The sequence below is a fragment of the Vibrio aestuarianus genome (assembly GCF_012395185.1).
GTDB classification, from domain to species: domain Bacteria; phylum Pseudomonadota; class Gammaproteobacteria; order Enterobacterales; family Vibrionaceae; genus Vibrio; species Vibrio aestuarianus.
In genome coordinates this window covers 79997-96705 of sequence record NZ_JAAZTU010000005.1, presented here as the reverse complement: position 1 = coordinate 96705, position 16709 = coordinate 79997, and the positions used below count along the sequence as shown (strand labels likewise).

16 protein-coding genes and 5 tRNA genes are annotated in these 16709 nt (G+C 43.8%); 9 read left to right on the top strand and 12 right to left on the bottom strand.

Features of this window, described 5'->3' with window-relative positions; all coding sequences use genetic code 11:
• Window positions 1-108: 108 nt before the first annotated feature.
• Together mdh and HGG78_RS03590 are read left to right on the top strand one after the other, a co-directional pair.
• Window positions 109-1044 carry a malate dehydrogenase gene (gene mdh / locus HGG78_RS03595; RefSeq protein WP_172532106.1) on the top strand — a complete coding sequence of 312 codons (936 nt, stop codon included), beginning with the start codon at window positions 109-111 and terminating at the stop codon, window positions 1042-1044.
• Window positions 1045-1467: 423 nt separating this feature from the next.
• The gene (locus tag HGG78_RS03590) at window positions 1468-2874 is read left to right on the top strand and encodes a basic amino acid/polyamine antiporter (RefSeq protein WP_053308764.1); all 1407 of its coding nucleotides are present in this window, start codon (window positions 1468-1470) and stop codon (window positions 2872-2874) included.
• A gap of 128 nt (window positions 2875-3002) precedes the next feature.
• Here HGG78_RS03590 and ispB read toward each other — a convergent pair whose 3' ends face one another.
• Window positions 3003-3974: an octaprenyl diphosphate synthase gene (gene ispB / locus HGG78_RS03585; protein WP_172532105.1), complete on the bottom strand. Its 972-nt coding sequence runs from the start codon at window positions 3972-3974 to the stop codon at window positions 3003-3005.
• Window positions 3975-4246: 272 nt separating this feature from the next.
• Between ispB and rplU the strand changes: the two genes are divergently transcribed.
• The 6 genes from rplU (at window position 4247) to folA (ending at window position 8124) form a co-directional block, all read left to right on the top strand.
• On the top strand, window positions 4247-4558 hold the full coding sequence (gene rplU / locus HGG78_RS03580; RefSeq protein WP_053308762.1) for a 50S ribosomal protein L21: 312 nt from the start codon (window positions 4247-4249) through the stop codon (window positions 4556-4558).
• Between the two features lie 21 nt (window positions 4559-4579).
• The gene (rpmA, locus tag HGG78_RS03575) at window positions 4580-4837 is read left to right on the top strand and encodes a 50S ribosomal protein L27 (RefSeq protein WP_053308761.1); all 258 of its coding nucleotides are present in this window, start codon (window positions 4580-4582) and stop codon (window positions 4835-4837) included.
• Window positions 4838-5059: 222 nt separating this feature from the next.
• Complete coding sequence (gene cgtA / locus HGG78_RS03570; protein ID WP_053308760.1) at window positions 5060-6235, top strand: Obg family GTPase CgtA; 1176 nt, start codon at window positions 5060-5062, stop codon at window positions 6233-6235.
• Between the two features lie 116 nt (window positions 6236-6351).
• On the top strand, window positions 6352-7113 hold the full coding sequence (locus HGG78_RS03565) for a threonine/serine exporter family protein (protein ID WP_053308759.1): 762 nt from the start codon (window positions 6352-6354) through the stop codon (window positions 7111-7113).
• A 1-nt stretch (window position 7114) separates the two neighbouring features.
• Entirely contained in the window at window positions 7115-7588 is a 474-nt protein-coding gene (locus tag HGG78_RS03560) for a threonine/serine exporter family protein (protein WP_053308758.1), read from the top strand.
• Between the two features lie 53 nt (window positions 7589-7641).
• Complete coding sequence (gene folA / locus HGG78_RS03555) at window positions 7642-8124, top strand: type 3 dihydrofolate reductase (RefSeq protein ID WP_172532104.1); 483 nt, start codon at window positions 7642-7644, stop codon at window positions 8122-8124.
• A gap of 46 nt (window positions 8125-8170) precedes the next feature.
• Here folA and apaH read toward each other — a convergent pair whose 3' ends face one another.
• The 6 genes from apaH to lptD are packed head-to-tail and all read right to left on the bottom strand — an operon-like array spanning window position 8171 to window position 14941.
• Window positions 8171-8986 (bottom strand): bis(5'-nucleosyl)-tetraphosphatase (symmetrical) ApaH, encoded by an 816-nt coding sequence (gene apaH / locus HGG78_RS03550; RefSeq protein WP_172532103.1) that lies wholly within the window; start codon window positions 8984-8986, stop codon window positions 8171-8173.
• Between the two features lie 10 nt (window positions 8987-8996).
• Window positions 8997-9377: a Co2+/Mg2+ efflux protein ApaG gene (gene apaG, locus HGG78_RS03545; protein WP_053308755.1), complete on the bottom strand. Its 381-nt coding sequence runs from the start codon at window positions 9375-9377 to the stop codon at window positions 8997-8999.
• Between the two features lie 59 nt (window positions 9378-9436).
• Window positions 9437-10243: a 16S rRNA (adenine(1518)-N(6)/adenine(1519)-N(6))-dimethyltransferase RsmA gene (gene rsmA / locus HGG78_RS03540; protein WP_053308754.1), complete on the bottom strand. Its 807-nt coding sequence runs from the start codon at window positions 10241-10243 to the stop codon at window positions 9437-9439.
• Between the two features lie 13 nt (window positions 10244-10256).
• Window positions 10257-11249 (bottom strand): 4-hydroxythreonine-4-phosphate dehydrogenase PdxA, encoded by a 993-nt coding sequence (pdxA, locus tag HGG78_RS03535; RefSeq protein WP_373682304.1) that lies wholly within the window; start codon window positions 11247-11249, stop codon window positions 10257-10259.
• Window positions 11239-12534 (bottom strand): peptidylprolyl isomerase SurA, encoded by a 1296-nt coding sequence (surA, locus tag HGG78_RS03530; RefSeq protein ID WP_172532102.1) that lies wholly within the window; start codon window positions 12532-12534, stop codon window positions 11239-11241. The genes pdxA and surA overlap by 11 nt, the downstream gene beginning before the upstream one ends.
• A 55-nt stretch (window positions 12535-12589) precedes the next feature.
• Entirely contained in the window at window positions 12590-14941 is a 2352-nt protein-coding gene (gene lptD / locus HGG78_RS03525; protein ID WP_172532101.1) for an LPS assembly protein LptD, read from the bottom strand.
• A 148-nt stretch (window positions 14942-15089) separates the two neighbouring features.
• Between lptD and djlA the strand changes: the two genes are divergently transcribed.
• The gene (gene djlA, locus HGG78_RS03520; RefSeq protein ID WP_053308750.1) at window positions 15090-15944 is read left to right on the top strand and encodes a co-chaperone DjlA; all 855 of its coding nucleotides are present in this window, start codon (window positions 15090-15092) and stop codon (window positions 15942-15944) included.
• A gap of 101 nt (window positions 15945-16045) precedes the next feature.
• Here the strand turns inward: djlA and HGG78_RS03515 are convergent.
• The 5 genes from HGG78_RS03515 to HGG78_RS03495 all read right to left on the bottom strand — a co-directional run bounded on the left by HGG78_RS03515 (window position 16046) and on the right by HGG78_RS03495 (window position 16558).
• Window positions 16046-16121, bottom strand: a tRNA-Asn gene (locus tag HGG78_RS03515).
• A gap of 29 nt (window positions 16122-16150) precedes the next feature.
• A tRNA-Thr gene (locus tag HGG78_RS03510) sits at window positions 16151-16226 on the bottom strand.
• 35 nt (window positions 16227-16261) lie between these two features.
• A tRNA-Asn gene (locus HGG78_RS03505) sits at window positions 16262-16337 on the bottom strand.
• 15 nt (window positions 16338-16352) lie between these two features.
• Window positions 16353-16428: transfer RNA gene (locus HGG78_RS03500), tRNA-Thr, on the bottom strand.
• A 54-nt stretch (window positions 16429-16482) separates the two neighbouring features.
• Window positions 16483-16558: transfer RNA gene (locus HGG78_RS03495), tRNA-Phe, on the bottom strand.
• Window positions 16559-16709 lie beyond the last annotated feature (151 nt).

Here is a 16709-nt window from a genome sequence, read left to right as displayed (position 1 = left end):
AAGCTGACGTTAATTGATTGTAATCATATTGTGATTGCTATAGCGTTCTACCTTAAAAATACCCTACTAAAAACATTTATAAGAGATTAACTCTCAAGGAGAACTACGATGAAAGTAGCTGTTATTGGTGCCGCTGGTGGCATCGGTCAAGCCCTAGCACTTCTACTTAAAAACCGTCTTCCTGCTGGTTCAGATCTAGCGTTATACGATATTGCACCAGTTACTCCTGGTGTCGCTGCTGATCTTAGCCATATCCCGACGCCGGTATCGATCAAAGGTTATGCTGGAGAAGATCCAACACCAGCACTGGAAGGTGCGGATGTGGTTTTAGTTTCAGCTGGTGTTGCGCGCAAACCAGGTATGGATCGTGCTGATCTATTCAATGTTAATGCTGGTATTGTAAAAGCGTTGGCAGAAAAAATTGCTAAAGTGTGCCCAAAAGCTTGCGTTGGCATCATCACTAACCCAGTAAACACAACAGTACCAATTGCGGCTGAAGTATTGAAAAAAGCGGGTGTGTACGACAAGCGCAAATTGTTTGGTGTGACTACACTGGATGTTATTCGTTCTGAAACCTTTGTGGCAGCACTTAAAGATAAAGATCCAGGCCAGATTCGTGTACCAGTTATTGGTGGTCACTCTGGTGTCACTATTTTGCCTCTTCTATCTCAAGTTGAAGGCGTTGAGTTTAGCGCTGAAGAAGTCGAAGCTTTAACTAAGCGTATTCAAAACGCGGGTACTGAAGTGGTTGAAGCAAAAGCGGGTGGCGGTAGTGCGACACTTTCTATGGGCCAAGCGGCTTGCCGTTTCGGTCTGTCTTTAGTGAAAGCACTGCAAGGTGAACCTGGTATTGTTGAGTGTGCTTACGTTGATGGTGGTAGCGAACATGCTTCTTTCTTTGCTCAACCAATCAAATTAGGCAAAGACGGCGTAGAAGAAGTATTAAGCTACGGTGTATTAAGTGCTTATGAGCAAGCTGCTTTAGACGGCATGCTTGAAACACTGCAAGGTGATATCGCTATTGGTGTTGAATTCGCTAAATAATCGCGAAACATCATGACTCTAAAAATGCTGCTCTTTTAAGAGCGGCATTTTTTATGGGATAAATGTTTTCATAACAGCACTTTAATCGGTTTAGCACTTGTGTGTTTTCTAAGCGATTTAATCGCTATATTCACCAGTTCTTAGTCATTAATTTTGATTTTTATGATCAGGTTGGTGTTATTGTTTGAGTAAGTGCGACTTTTTGTATTAAGGCGCTTCTCTGTGTGTAGAATGCGGAGTTTTTTACTGTTTGCACTGTTATTTTGATGATGAACTTACTATCTTTTTGATCCTCGGCAATGAAGTTGCCATCTTTATCACTATCTAGGTGATAAAGATCACTTTAGGGCTATGTCTTATCATATTGTTCTCTAAAATAGCGCCTTCTTCCTCGTATGTGTAGATACTCACTGGAACATCACCATGGATAATAAACTCGGTTTAGGCTCACTCACAGCGCTTGTCATTGGCTCAATGATTGGTGCTGGTGTATTTAGCCTGCCGCAAAATATGGCCTCTGTGGCTAGCCCTTTAGCCGTCATGATTGGATGGGGGATCACTGGTATAGGGATGATCTTTCTTGCGCTTTCTTTCCAACAACTAGCGATCCATAAGCCGCACATCAATAGCGGTGTGTTTGGTTTCGCCAGAGAGGGTTTTGGAGACTTTGCAGGTTTTTGTTCTGCCTGGGGTTATTGGTTTAGTGCCATGGTCGCCAATGTTTCTTACCTAGTCATCGTTTTTAGCACGTTGGGAATGTTTTTTGATAGCCCAGATAGCGTCATTTTCGGAGCAGGAAATACTTGGGTTTCTATTGCTAGTGCTTCGGTATTACTCTGGCTTGTGCATTTACTGGTGTTAAGGGGAGTGCAAACCGCGGCGTTTATTAACCTCATTACTACCTTTGCGAAAATGGTACCTTTAGTTCTGTTTATTCTTTGCGCTGCATTTGCCTTTAGTTGGGATAAATTTACGCTAGATTTTACTGGGCTCCATTTTGGCAGCGAACACGATCTGCTTACCCAAATCAAAAGCACAATGTTGATTACCGTGTGGGTGTTCATTGGTATTGAAGGTGCTGTCGTGGTGTCTAGTCGAGCTCGTCATCGTGCTGATATTGGCAAAGCGACCATTCTCGGTTTGTTGACAGCTTTGACGATATATGTGCTGGTGACGTTGCTGTCAATGGGGGTGATCAAGCCGGTAGAACTGGCGCAATATCAGAATCCATCAATGGCAAAAGTATTGACCATGATTATTGGCCCATGGGGCGAGTACATCATTGGTATCGGCCTTATTATTTCTGTTTGTGGGGCATTTTTAAGCTGGACAGTGCTGGCATCTGAAGCGCCATTTTTATGCGCAAAAGATAAAGTGTTTCCAGCCATTTACGCTAAACAAAATGCAGCGGGCAGCCCGGTTAAGGCGCTGACGTTAACCAATATTTGTATCCAGTGTTCATTGATTTTAGTGATGTATGCGGGCAGTACTTATGACACTTTGTTGATCTTTGCATCTGAAATGATCTTAGTGCCATATTTTTTGGTCGGTGCGTTCACGCTTAAGCTGGCGATTGAACAGAAAAATCGTGGTAAGTTACTCATCATTGGTTTGTCGGCGACGATTTATGGGTTGTGGTTGCTGTACGCTTCTGGTCTGCATTATTTGATGCTCTCTGCATTGCTGTATCTGCCAGGGCTTTATTTCTACATCAAAGCTAAACGAGAGCAGGGCATTCATCCATTCCAAGGGAGAGAGAAGTTTGGCGCGTGTGCTTTGACCGTTGTTGCTGTTGTTGCTTGTGGGATGATTTGGCAAGGTGGGTTGTAGCTTAATGTTCAGTAGAATGATGAAGAGCCTTGATAACAAGGCTCTTCATCTCTGTTTGTCTAATGCTTGATTACTTGCGGGTAAAATAGAAGAACAAATCGCAAGCTATATCGAGCCATCATTATCGGTTACTTAGTGCGGTTCACTGCCATATGAGCCAGTGTAATCAACGCCTGTTTGTAATCGCTATCAGTAATTACAGCAAGTTCAGCGATCGCTTTATCGGCTTCTTGTTGCGCTTTTTGCGTTGTATATTCTAACGAACCTGTCTGCTTCATGACCGCTAGAATTTCATCTAAACGCTCCATGCCATTCGATTTTTCAATTGCCTCGCGGATCATACTGGCTTGTTCTGGCGTACCATTTTGCATGGCATACAGCAGTGGTAAAGTGGGTTTACCTTCCGCTAGATCATCACCAACATTCTTGCCCATCTCTTTTCCATCAGAGGTGTAATCCATCACGTCATCGATGAGCTGGAAAGCGGTGCCGAGGTATTTGCCGTAATTTTGTAAAGCTGTTTCGATCTCTTGAGGGGCATCGTTTAAGATAGCGCCAATTTGAGTTGCCGCTTCAAATAAACGTGCTGTTTTTGAGTAGATCACCTGCATATAACTTTCTTCGGTGGTGTCAGGATCATTACAGTTCATTAACTGCTGAACTTCACCTTCCGCAATGACGTTTACAGCGTCGCTCATTAACTCGAGGATCCTTAATGATCCTAACTTAGTCATCATTTGGAATGAACGGGTGTAGATGAAGTCTCCGACCAACACGCTGGCGGCATTACCAAACGCGGCATTGGCAGTTGCTTTGCCACGACGCATGTCAGACTCATCGACGACATCATCGTGCAACAAGGTCGCAGTATGAATAAATTCGATAAATGCGGCTGCGGTCGTGTGCGCCTCTCCTTGATAACCGAGAGCACGAGCTGACAAGATGGCCAGCAGAGGGCGCAGGCGTTTACCTCCGCCACTGACAATATAAAACCCTAATTGGTTGATTAAAGATACATCAGAGTTGAGCTGAGCTTGAATTGTTTCATTCACTTTTGCCATGTCGTTGGCAGTAAGTGTTTGGATAGCGTTAAAATCCATGATTGATCCGGCTGAAGTTAGAACCTATAAGGTATTTTGTTCTTCTATAATTCTCGAATAATACACTAAAAAACGTTGATTAATACATGGCTTAAAGGCATGATTGCGGCACTTTTCATTGGCGATTAGCTTTTCGCCAATTTTTTCAAAATATGGCTTGTCTTAGGGTACTCATTCGCGTAGAATCTGCGCCCTATTGATGATTAGTTTAGCGCACACCCAAATTGCTCAAATAAAAAGCATACGGCTGTGCGGAAAGAGCGGAGTAAAATATGTACGCTGTTTTCCAATCTGGTGGTAAACAACACCGTGTAAGCGAAGGTCAAACTCTTCGTTTAGAGAAATTAGACGTTGAAACTGGTGCAACTGTTGAATTTGATAAAGTTCTTCTAGTTGCTAACGGTGAGGTTATCACTGTTGGTGCACCTCTTGTTGAAGGCGGTAAAATTACTGCTGAAGTAGTACAACACGGTCGTGGCGATAAAGTTAAAATCGTTAAGTTCCGTCGTCGTAAACACTCTCGTAAGCAGCAAGGCCACCGTCAGTGGTTCACTGAAGTGAAAATCACTGGCATCAACGCTTAAGTAATTTAGGAGAGTTTAACAATGGCACACAAAAAAGCTGGCGGTTCTACTCGTAACGGCCGCGATTCAGAAAGCAAACGTCTTGGTGTTAAGCGTTTCGGTGGTGAATCTGTTCTTGCAGGTAACATCATCGTTCGTCAACGTGGTACTAAGTTCCACGCAGGCACTAACGTTGGTATTGGTAAAGACCATACTCTTTTCGCTCTTACCGAAGGTAAAGTGAAGTTTGAGGTTAAAGGTTCTAAAAACCGTAAATTTGTTAGCATCGAAGCTGAATAAGTTTAGTACCTAGCTGAATTCAAAAGCCCTGCCGTTACGGTGGGGTTTTTTATTTATCAGTCGAACAGAAAAGAAGACACTCTAATCGCTAGAGTTTCTCCTTATGTGTTCCAATTGCAGGTGAAACAAAGGATGACCAAGGTCGATTCTGAGTCTGTATCTGCTAGAATTTATATCATTGTGTAACAGTGATATCGCAGCGCAAATAGTGCGGAGTAACAAATGAAATTCGTTGATGAAGCGGTAATTAAAGTCGAAGCGGGCGATGGCGGTAACGGTGTCGTTAGCTTTTGGCGTGAAAAATTCGTGGCGAAAGGTGGCCCTGACGGTGGCGATGGCGGTGATGGTGGTGACGTCTACATTCAAGCTGACGAAAACCTTAATACTCTAATTGACTACCGATTCCAGCGTTTCTACGCAGCTGAGCGTGGTAAAAATGGTAGTGGTGGTAACTGTACTGGTAAACGCGGTAAAGACATTACGCTAAAAGTCCCTGTCGGTACGCGTGCGGTTGATATCCATACCAATGAAGTGGTTGGTGAAGTTGCTGAGCATGGTAAAACCGTCATGGTCGCAAAAGGCGGTTGGCACGGTCTAGGAAACACTCGCTTTAAGTCCTCGGTTAACCGTGCTCCACGTCAAAAGACGATGGGTACTAAAGGTGAAGTCCGTGAGCTGCGTCTTGAGCTATTGCTGCTTGCTGATGTCGGTATGCTTGGTTTACCTAATGCGGGTAAGTCAACGTTCATTCGTTCTGTTTCCGCTGCAAAACCGAAAGTTGCCGATTATCCGTTTACAACCTTAATCCCAAGCTTAGGCGTGGTGAGTGTTGTCCCTGAGAAGAGCTTTGTGGTTGCCGATATTCCAGGCTTGATCGAAGGCGCTGCGGATGGTGCTGGCTTGGGTATTCGCTTCTTAAAACACCTAGAGCGTTGTCGCGTGTTGCTGCATATGATCGACATCATGCCGATTGATCAAAGTGATCCGGCGCAAAATGCACTAACCATCATTGATGAGCTCGAGCAATACAGCGAGAAAGTAGCACAAAAACCACGTTGGTTAGTGTTCAACAAAGTTGATCTTATGCTGGAAGAAGAAGCGGATGAAAAGATCCAAGAGATCTTGGAAGCATTGGCTTGGGAAGGTAAATACTTCAAAATTTCAGCTGTGAATAAGAAAGGCACCGCGGAGTTATGCCGTGAGTTGGCTGACTTTATGGAAACATTACCTCGTGAAAAAGAAGAGCTAAGCGAAGCGCAAAAAGTTGACTTCATGTGGGATGATTACCATAAAGATGCAATGAGTGGTCAGAACGTTATTACTGAAGATGACGATGATGATTGGGACGATTGGGATGACGAAGAAGATGACGGTCACGTTATCTATGTTCGTGATTAATTTTGTCCAAAGTATTGAGCCGCAATAGCAATTGCGGCTTTTTTGTGTCTAAATCAAATTTCAGATACTTATTTTCGTGCAAAATGTTGCACTTTTAGGACGTTAGGAAAGGAATCATGGCATCCAAACAGAGATCGGTTTCTCGATTAGTCGCCCAAGCAGGGCAGATGTTATTAGCGCATGGTGCTGAAAGCACTTTAGTGGGTGATATTATGCGTCGAATGGGCGCAGCCTGTGGAATGAGTGAAGTGGAAGTATCACTTTCCGCCAGTTCGTTAGTATTGACTACCGTTTATGATAGCCACTGCATTACGACCGCTCGTCGTTGCCCTGATCGTGGTATCAATATGCGAGTTGTGACTCAAGTGCAGCGCATTTGTATCATGATGGAGAAAGGAATTTTAGACTATTCTCTTGCACAGAAGAAACTCAATCAAATAAGTCCAGAGCGCTATAATCGTTGGTTAGTGGTGGTGATGATCGGTCTTTCATGTGCGGCATTCGCTCGTTTGGCTGGCGGAGATTGGACCGTATTTGCAATGACTTTCATTGCTTCTGCTGTAGGCATGATCGTTCGCCAAGAAATAGGCCATCGCCACTTTAATCCGCTCGTCAACTTTGCGGTCACAGCATTTGTTACGTCTACCATTTCTACTCAAGCGGTCATTTACCAATTAGGTAATAAGCCGACCATTGTCATGGCTTCTTCGGTATTGATGTTAGTGCCTGGTTTTCCATTGATTAATGCGGTTGCTGATATGCTCAAAGGCTACATCAATATGGGCATTGCTCGTTTTGTCATGGCCAGCTTACTGACCCTGGCAACTAGCCTTGGAATTGTTGCTGCGATGAGTCTTACTGGCGTGTGGGGGTGGTAACATGGATTGGATGAATTTATTGATTGGCTTAGCTAATGATATGTTTTTTGCAGCGATTCCTGCGGTGGGTTTTGCTTTGGTATTCAATGTGCCCGTGCCTGCGCTTAAGTACTGTGCTTTAGGTGGTGCGATTGGTCATGGCTCGCGTTATTTGATGATGCAATTTGGTATTCCAATTGAGTGGGCGACTTTTTTCGCCGCAACCATTGTTGGAATGGTGGGCGTTAATTGGTCGCATAAATTTTTGGCACATCCCAAAGTGTTCACTGTTGCGGCGTTAATCCCGATGGTACCTGGTGTCTTTGCTTTTAAAGCAATGATCGCCATGGTTGAAATTAACCATCTTGGCTTCACCCCCGAGCTATTTTCGACGCTGATGGCTAATTTTCTGAAGGCAATGTTTATTATTGCCGGCTTAGCGGTTGGCCTCGCGGTTCCAGGCTTGTTATTCTATCGCCGTAAACCCATTGTTTAGAACATTGAAAGCGGAATATCGTTTTCTCTCATTCCACTCTAGGATCTTATTTTATGATCATCAGTATGATTGCCGCGATGGCAGACAAGCGAGTTATTGGTAAAGATAATCAAATGCCATGGCATTTACCTGCTGATTTTGCGTGGTTTAAGCGCTGTACTTTAGGTAAACCTGTGATCATGGGGCGTAAAACCTATGAGTCGATTGGTCGTCCTCTACCTGGTCGCCATAATATCGTGATCAGCCGTGATGCTTCTCTGATGATAGAAGGAGTCTGTGTTGCGCCTTCTATAGATGAAGCAATCAAGGTTGCGGGTGATGTGGATGAAGTGATGATCATTGGTGGGGGCTCTATCTATCAAGCCTGTATGACAAAAGCTAATAAGCTATACCTCACCTTTATTGACTTAAATGTTGAGGGGGATACCCAATTTCCTGAATGGGGAAGTGAGTGGCAGGAAGTGCATCGTGAAGCGTATCAAGCGGATGAAAAAAATGCACACAACATGCAGTTTGTGATTTTCGATAAGAAATAACAGATTCCGGATCGCCATTAAGCGGTGATCCGGATGTTCTAATCCGTTAGTTTTTGTGTGCTAAAGCTGGTTGAATGAAATATTGTTGATCTTCCCAACGTAGCATGGTCAGAGTTCCTCCCCATACACAGCCAGTATCCAATCCAATGCAGCATTGACTGCGGTAGCCTTCCAATGCGGCCCAGTGACCAAATATGACGGTTTTATCTAATGGAATTCGCTGAGGAACATCAAACCAAGGCACGAGTGCGTCATCGCTAACTTGTTGTGGCGGCAGCTTACACGCCATGTCTAGCCTTCCATCCGTAAAACAAAATCGCATGCGGGTATAAGCATTGATGATGTAGCGATAACGCTCTATACCTTGCAGCTTGTGACTCCAGATATCGGGAGTGTTGCTATACATCTGCTCTATCAACCAGCGCCAGTTTTCACCTTGCAAGACCGCGGCGACTTCTTTTGCTGCCTCACGTGCTGTATTGAGATCCCACTGCGGCGAAATACCGGCATGACACATCACAAACTCGGGATGTTCAGCCATAAGTGGTTGATGGCGTAGCCACTCTAATAGTTCGTCAGCGTCATGAGCTTGAAGGATCGGCAGTGTTTTATCTCGAGATTTGGCCGGATGAATCCCAATAGATACCGCGAGTAAGTGAAGATCATGGTTACCCAACACGACGCGCGCTGAATTACCTAGCGCTTTTACAAAGCGTAATGTTTCTAATGATTTTGGCCCCCGTGCGACTAAGTCACCCGCTAGCCAAAGCGTATCATGTTGTGGTTGAAATTTTACGGTAGCAAGCAGATGCTGAAGTTCATCAAAACAGCCTTGAATATCACCGACGATATAATTCGCCACGAGTACCTCATTAGTTTAAAACGTTAGGGATCGCGAGACGAAAAGGGGCTATCTCTACGATAAATTCATTCTGATCTTGATCAAGCATGACATAGTGACCTTGCATAACACCGACTGGTGTCTCTAAAGCCGTTCCACTGTGATAGGAGTATTCATCATTGGCTTGGATAATTGGTTGCTCTCCAACGACGCCATCGCCTTCAATCGACATTTGCTTACCATTAGAGTCAGTGATAAGCCAGCGGCGGCTCATAAGTTGAACTTGCTGTTTACTTAAGTTGGTGATGGTGATGAGGTAAGCGAATATATAGCGATGTAATTCAGGACTTGACTGTTCGGCAATGTATTTAGTTTGGACTTGGATTTTGATACAAGGTTGAGATACGTCCATGTTAACTCCTTGTTTGATAGATGAGCGATAGACATTGAAAGTATATCGCTCAATCGTCATTAGGCGTGATTAGCGTCTAACCAGTTTGCCATAGCAACAAACTGTTCAAGTGTTAGGTTTTCTGGGCGCAAAGCAGGGTTAACACCAAGTTCTTCTAACGTTTCCGCTTCAATTAAACCTTTGTAACAGTTACGTACCGTCTTACGACGTTGGTTAAAGCCATCACGACACACTCGTTCCAACCACTTCATATTGGTTGTTGGATGCGGTAGGACTTCATAAGGCACTAAACGTACAACGGCTGAATCTACTTTTGGTGGCGGTACAAATGCAGTAGGTGGTACTTCTAACACCGGTACTACTTTACAGAAATACTGAGCCATAACGGTTAGACGGCCGTATGCCTTGCTACCAGGGCCCGCAGCTAAACGATTAACCACTTCTTTTTGCAACATGAAGTGCATGTCTTGAATGTCTTTATGAAATTCAAATAAGTGGAACATTAGCGGTGTTGAAATGTTATACGGCAAGTTGCCAAAAATACGCAGTTTATTATTTGGCTTCACTAATTGAGTGAAGTCGAAACGCATGGCATCGCCTTCATGAATCGTCAATTTACTTGATAATTCAGGGTGGTTACGGAGACGTTCGGCCAAGTCACGATCCAGCTCTATGACCGTAAATTTATCGACTTCACGGCCTACAGGTTCAGTGATGGCACCAAGACCAGGACCAATCTCAACCAGGTTTTGCCCTGGTAGTGGATTAATCGCAGAGACAATACCATCAATAATGTATGGATCGTTTAGGAAGTTTTGACCAAAACGTTTACGCGCTTTGTGTCCTAAGTGGACATCATTTCTCATAGTTTTCTCAAAATTAATTAGGTTTCTTTTCTACCAAGTCAATCGCGTAGGCGAGTGCTGTTCTAAAGCTCCCTGTATCCGCAACCCCTTTCCCTGCTAATTCGAGCGCGGTGCCATGATCGACCGATGTTCTTATAAAGGGTAGACCAAGAGTAATATTTACTGAACGACCAAAACCTTTGTATTTTAATACGGGTAAAACTTGGTCGTGATACATGCCTAAAACAGCGTCGGCATCTTGCAAGTATTTGTCGTTAAAGATGGTGTCGGCTGGTAGTGGGCCTATCAAATTAATGCCATCTTGTTGACGAATTTTTTCTAGTGTCGGCGTGATGGTTTCAATCTCTTCACGACCTAGGCAGCCATCTTCTCCTGCATGAGGATTTAATCCGCACACATAAATCTTCGGTTCTGTGATAGCAAATTTTTCCAACAGATCCTTATGTAGGATCTCAATGATTTTTTCTAACCGCTCTTCCGTAACCGCTTTGGATACATACGCAAGTGGAATGTGAGTCGTCACCAGTGCCACTCTTAATCCTTCAGTTGCAAGCATCATCACGACTAATGGTGTATTTGACTTCTCAGCAAAAAACTCGGTGTGGCCACTAAAAGCAACACCAGCACGGTTGATCACCCCTTTATGCACAGGGCCGGTGACAATAGCATCAAATTCATCATTCATACAGCCTAAAGCGGCTCTTTCTAATGTGTTTAATACATAATGACCGTTTGCTTCATCAAGCTTCCCCGCGACAACGGGGGTTGCGAGAGGAATGTGATCAACAACTAATGACCCCGCTTGTTGGGGGGTCGGCTCCGCACTTGAGTCATAATCTTCAAGTTTTACATTAATACCAAGCTGTTGTGCACGTTGTTCGAGTAACGTTTTATCAGCGCACACAATCAGTTGATGTGCCCAATCTTCTTTAGATAGCGCCAGTACTAAATCTGGACCAATACCCGCAGGCTCACCAGCAGTGACAACAATACGTTTAATTGTCATCTTGCTCATCCTTTAAAATTTCCACAAATGCACTGGCGCGCATTTCTTGCAGCCAAGCACTTGCTTCTTCATTAAATTTACGGTTAAAGAGAATACGATAGGCTTTATTTTTTATTGCGGAATCGGTGCGGTCAACTTCACGGCGATCAAGCACTTCAACAATGTGCCAGCCATGCACGGTTTTAAATGGTTCACTGATTTGACCCACAGGTAAAACTTCAACTTGGTGTTTGAATTCTGGAACGTATAAGTCAGGTGTTTGGTAACCTAATTCACCATCTTGCGCTGCTGAACCTGGGTCTTGACTGTATTGTTGAGCGAGTTCGGCAAAGGTAGCCTCACCAGCATTAATGCGGCGGATAAATTCATTCAGCTCTTTTTGTACACCGTCATCACTTAAAATAACCGTTGGTTTTATCAGAATATGGCGTGCATTTACTTCGGTTACCGCGACCGTTTCTAAGCCTTTCACATCTTCGATTTTTAAAATATGGAAGCCAACACCACTACGAAATGGACCAATAATAGTGCCCTTATTTTGCATTTTGATTTGATCGGCAAAGATGGTTGGCATTTCTTCTTTACGCATCCAGCCCCAATCACCACCTTGTAGTGCCTTTGGACCTTTAGAGTAGGTATAAGCCATGGTACTAAAATCAGCACCTTGGTTTAGTTTTTCAGCTAATTCTTTGGCTTGTTTCTCAACAACGGTTTTATCTTGGTCATCACTAAAACGTAGCTGGATATGACCAATTTTATACTGAACGGTCGCATTGGTTTCCTGGGCAAGGATATCGGCTAGGTTATCGACTTCAGCTGGGAGGATATTGACTCGCCGGCGTACAAGAGCATTGCGAGCTTCACTAGCCGCAATTTCTTTGCGCACTTGTTCGCGAAATTCTGCGTAAGTTAAATCTTCAGCGGCAACAGAAGTAGTCAGTTCGTCAATCGTTTGGTTGTTATTTTTAGCAATTTCATTGATGGCTTCATTAAGGCGATTATCATCGATCCGCACTCCAATACGCTCAGCTTCTTGCTGCTGAACGGTATCGATAATCAGTTTTTCTATCACTTGTTCGCGCAGGACCTTTTCATCAGGAAGTGTTTGGTTATTTTTCTTAGCATTGATGTACAGGGTTTTTATGGCGCTATTAATATCGCTTTGCAAAATAACGCCGCTATTGACGATAACGGCAACGCGATCAAGCTCAACGGGAGTCGCTGAAGCGGTTGCAATATTTAATGTTGCAACTAAGCCAATAAGGGTGTGTTTCCACAATTTCATTTGCAGTCCTATCAAAGATGAGAAAAAGCCTACGTGATAGCATAGGCCAAATAAATTAGTTACTTAGAGTAAATGGGCGACCATAACCTAAAGCATTACCAGCGTTATCAACTCCAGCTAAACCTGAACCAGCACCAATGGTGGTACCAAAACCGACAATGCCGAAGTTTAGGCTAAAGTTATTTTCATAAACTGGGTCAGCATCCGGATCAGTGATAAAGTTACCATTCCAACTTCTTAACTGATTGCTATAGGTAAAGCCGATATACCAACAATCAGAGGTATAGCTTAAGTTCGCCAGCCACTCCAAGCTTTCATCGGTCGTTAAATCGTAGAAGTACTGACCGCTCACATTCCATTTACGATTAATCTGGTAACCGCCTAATAAACCAGCCTGTGAAATGCCATCGACAGTAATTGAATTTACCGGAACGCTATCACCGACGGTGTTTTCGATATACTCTTTCGTTACATAACGATAGTTAGTTTGAATATATCCAGAGCCAGCACGATACTCTAAGGTGCTGTTGGCGAGTTGCATCGCACTTGTATCAATGTCGTACTGAACGCCACCGTGGTAGAAAAGGTAATCGTCATAGTTGAAGTCCATTTCTACCGCCCAAGCTGAGTAGTTGGATTTAACCTCTTCGTTATTACTGCTATCCAGTCGGTTGCTTTTGTTAAGGTATAGAATTTGACCAAAAGAGATGTTCAAACGTTCTTTATATTGCTCATCAAAGAAGCGGGTTGATGCGCCGTAGCTAAATTGGTTTGCTGCCGCTATTTCATCAACACCACTGTATTTGCGGCTGCGGAAAAGCCCATAGTAATCGGTTTGCAGCAGCGTTGTATCGTACTTAGCAATGTTGTTTTGATTTTCTTTCGGGACATACAAGTACTGGAGTTGTGGTTCGAGAGTTTGTGTGTAGTCCTCGAAGATTGCGGTATTTCTTTCTAGGACAATTCCGGCATGAGAGCGAAATTCAGGTATAACGCGAGTGACGCTTTCTTCAAGATCTTGGTATTCACTTGCTGTAACACCATCGAGATCTTGTTGGTAATAAGTCCCTAACAGTCGGGCTTCGGTAGTCCAGGTCCCCCAGGTATTAGCGATAGGGATAGTAATGCCGGGTTCTATATGTACCCGTGTTGCAGCGGGTTTGCCTGTTGCATTGGTTTCAAAGCGCGATATATGACTGATTAAGTCGAAGTCCATATAGGGCAGCAGCTCTGGTGCGTAATAGTTAAACGCAAGCTGTGGCATTAAACGGTATGGTTGATTGGTATTTGTTTTATCTTCAGTGAGTAATTGAAAATCACGAACCAGTATTGATGAATCCCAATTATCAGAGCGATAGGTAGCTTGACCTTCTTGAATTAACTGCCCATCCTCACGGTTACCAATGCCAGAATCTAAATCGGAAAAGTAGCTAATGTCACTGACGCGAGAGTAATCAATATCAAACTTCCATACCTGGTTGAAAATACCGCTATGTTCATATTGGAAGCCCCAACGGTTTCCTTGTTCAGTGTATTTTTTATCGTCAGGTAAATATTCAGATTTAATGCTACCGCTACCGAAGTCACTCAGATAACGAAATTTGCTGTTTAACTGTGTGCCACGTTCTTGCATGTATTTAAACGTGGTTTCTAGGTCGTAGTTTGGTGCCAAATTCCAGTAGATAGGTACTTCAGCCTCAAAACCATCACTAGAGCCATAAGATATCGTTGGGTACAAAAAACCAGTCTTACGAGTATCACCAATCGGTACGGTTAAAAACGGTAAGTAAAAAACCGGTACATTTTGAATTTCAAAACGAGGGTTGTAGAACGTCGCTTGTTCTTCGTTCTGGTCAATATCTATGCTCGATGCTTTCAAACGCCAAGTGTTATCGCCTTCGGGGCAAGAGGTAATCGAACCATCTTCAATTTCATAAACCGCTTTGCCTGTTTTTGAAACATAAACCGCTTCACCGCGTCCCGGTTCACACAAAAACTGATATTTTGTGTTTTCTAGCGTCATTAAGTCGGTATTAAGATCATTGGTCGCTTTGTCTGAAACGGTTTTTACTTCGCCATCACTAAAGTTTACATTGCCCTCAGCAACCACAATGTTTTCTTTTTGGTGAAGAGTCACTGTATCTGCCAAAATACGTTTTTTGCCTTGAACGACGACCACGTTACCTTTGTAGTTTGCGCGTTCGCCATTCACTGCTTCTAGCGTATCGGCTTCAACATTGATAGGCTGCTCATTAGCGCCTTCAGCTTCGGGTTCGTTGATCAAACATTGATCTATAGCGGGCAGTTCCTGCACACTATCGTCTAACATAGCTTCTGCTTGAGTCGGTGGCACAAAAAGAGCTGCGCTGATTGAAGCGGCTAGTATGGTGCGGGAAAAACATGACATCGAGTTGTACTATCCTGTTGAACTTGATTGATTCGGAATGTGAATGGCCGAATGTTAAATAAAACGTTTCCTATCATAAAGGAAATTGAAGCTCCCGGCACTATCAGACAGCTTCACTACTAAAAAATTCATAGATTGAGAGCACATAATGCATATTTTTGGCAAAATTCTTGGCGCTTTTTTTGGCTTCTTGTTTGGCGGGCCGTTTGGCGCAATGTTTGGTTTATTCCTCGGGCATCAATTTGATAAGGCTCGCCGCTTAAATCAAGCGGGTTTTAAAACTGGCGCATTTGGCTCTGGTCCAAGCCAAAGTGAGCGACAAGAAGAGTTTTTCAAAGCTGCATTTGCGGTAATGGGGCATGTAGCCAAAGCCAAAGGGCAGGTGACCAAAGAAGAGATTCAACTCGCCACAACGATGATGGAACGAATGAATCTGCATGGCGAGCAAAGAGCCGCAGCACAAGCAGCATTTCGTGATGGTAAAGAGCCACACTTTCCTCTTGATGAGGTACTTGAGCGAGTGCGCTTATCAACCGGTGGCCGTTTTGATTTGATGCAGTTTTTCCTTGAACTGCAAATATCCGCAGCGTTTGCTGATGGTTCTCTGCATCCGAGTGAACGTAGTGTACTGCACAAAATAGCCAACGGTTTGGGCTTTTCTTCAGCGCAATTAGAGCAACGTTTACGTATGCAAGAAGCGGCTTTCCGCTTTCAGCAAAATGGTGGTAGTTTTGGTGGACACCAAGGACAGCAACAATCAGGTTCATGGCAGCAAGCTTCGCAAGGCGATCGCTTGTCAGACGCTTATGATGTTTTGGGGGTGGACGACAGTGCGGATTCCAAAGAAATTAAGCGAGCCTATCGTAAGCTGATGAACGAGCACCATCCAGATAAACTAATGGCTAAAGGCTTACCACCAGAAATGATGAATGTTGCGAAAGAAAAATCACAACAAATCCAAAATGCTTATGACCTAATCAAAAAAGTAAAAGGTTTCAAATAAACTCGGTTTGAGTCGTAGATTTAAGAGTCAGTCGATACTGGCTCTTTTTTTTATGATTCAGATATGAAAAAAGCCAAGTCATGCGACTTGGCTTTGGAAAGTGGCTCCCCCTGCAAGACTTGAACTTGCGACATACGGATTAACAGTCCGCCGTTCTACCGACTGAACTAAGGGGGAATTGATGCTTTTATCTCTCATCAAGAGAATGGTGCCGACTACCGGAATCGAACTGGTGACCTACTGATTACAAGTCAGTTGCTCTACCTACTGAGCTAAGTCGGCTCCGAATCAATAAGCTATGGCTCATTGATGAAAAGTGGCTCCCCCTGCAAGACTTGAACTTGCGACATACGGATTAACAGTCCGCCGTTCTACCGACTGAACTAAGGGGGAACAGGTTTTAAAGAATGGTGCCGACTACCGGAGTCGAACTGGTGACCTACTGATTACAAGTCAGTTGCTCTACCTACTGAGCTAAGTCGGCACATATTTTCTTTAATTTTATTGTCTGTGCTGAGCACCAACAATTTAGAAACTGTGGTGCCCGGAGGCGGAATCGAACCACCGACACGAGGATTTTCAATCCTCTGCTCTACCGACTGAGCTATCCGGGCGACGGGGTGTATTAAAAGGTTTTTCGCATTTAACGTCAACACTAAAATGCAAAAAAAATATCGTTTGTTGCTTTTCTATACTTAGTGACTCGTTTTTGCCCATTTAGGTTAAGAAATGGTAGCGGATTATGTAGGGAAATGGATATCAGAT

Bases quoted from the DNA above. Each gene is read 5' to 3' on its own strand.
- pdxA (WP_373682304.1), bottom strand. From the start codon at position 11,249: ATGACAATTAAACGTATTGTTGTCACTGCTGGTGAGCCTGCGGGTATT.
- ispB (WP_172532105.1), bottom strand. From the start codon at position 3,974: ATGGATTTTAACGCTATCCAAACACTTACTGCCAACGACATGGCAAAA.
- djlA (WP_053308750.1), top strand. From the start codon at position 15,090: ATGCATATTTTTGGCAAAATTCTTGGCGCTTTTTTTGGCTTCTTGTTT.
- rsmA (WP_053308754.1), bottom strand. From the start codon at position 10,243: ATGAGAAATGATGTCCACTTAGGACACAAAGCGCGTAAACGTTTTGGT.
- HGG78_RS03565 (WP_053308759.1), top strand. From the start codon at position 6,352: ATGGCATCCAAACAGAGATCGGTTTCTCGATTAGTCGCCCAAGCAGGG.
- HGG78_RS03560 (WP_053308758.1), top strand. From the start codon at position 7,115: ATGGATTGGATGAATTTATTGATTGGCTTAGCTAATGATATGTTTTTT.
- apaG (WP_053308755.1), bottom strand. From the start codon at position 9,377: ATGGACGTATCTCAACCTTGTATCAAAATCCAAGTCCAAACTAAATAC.
- folA (WP_172532104.1), top strand. From the start codon at position 7,642: ATGATCATCAGTATGATTGCCGCGATGGCAGACAAGCGAGTTATTGGT.
- lptD (WP_172532101.1), bottom strand. From the start codon at position 14,941: ATGTCATGTTTTTCCCGCACCATACTAGCCGCTTCAATCAGCGCAGCT.
- rpmA (WP_053308761.1), top strand. From the start codon at position 4,580: ATGGCACACAAAAAAGCTGGCGGTTCTACTCGTAACGGCCGCGATTCA.
- rplU (WP_053308762.1), top strand. From the start codon at position 4,247: ATGTACGCTGTTTTCCAATCTGGTGGTAAACAACACCGTGTAAGCGAA.
- surA (WP_172532102.1), bottom strand. From the start codon at position 12,534: ATGAAATTGTGGAAACACACCCTTATTGGCTTAGTTGCAACATTAAAT.
- HGG78_RS03590 (WP_053308764.1), top strand. From the start codon at position 1,468: ATGGATAATAAACTCGGTTTAGGCTCACTCACAGCGCTTGTCATTGGC.
- cgtA (WP_053308760.1), top strand. From the start codon at position 5,060: ATGAAATTCGTTGATGAAGCGGTAATTAAAGTCGAAGCGGGCGATGGC.
- mdh (WP_172532106.1), top strand. From the start codon at position 109: ATGAAAGTAGCTGTTATTGGTGCCGCTGGTGGCATCGGTCAAGCCCTA.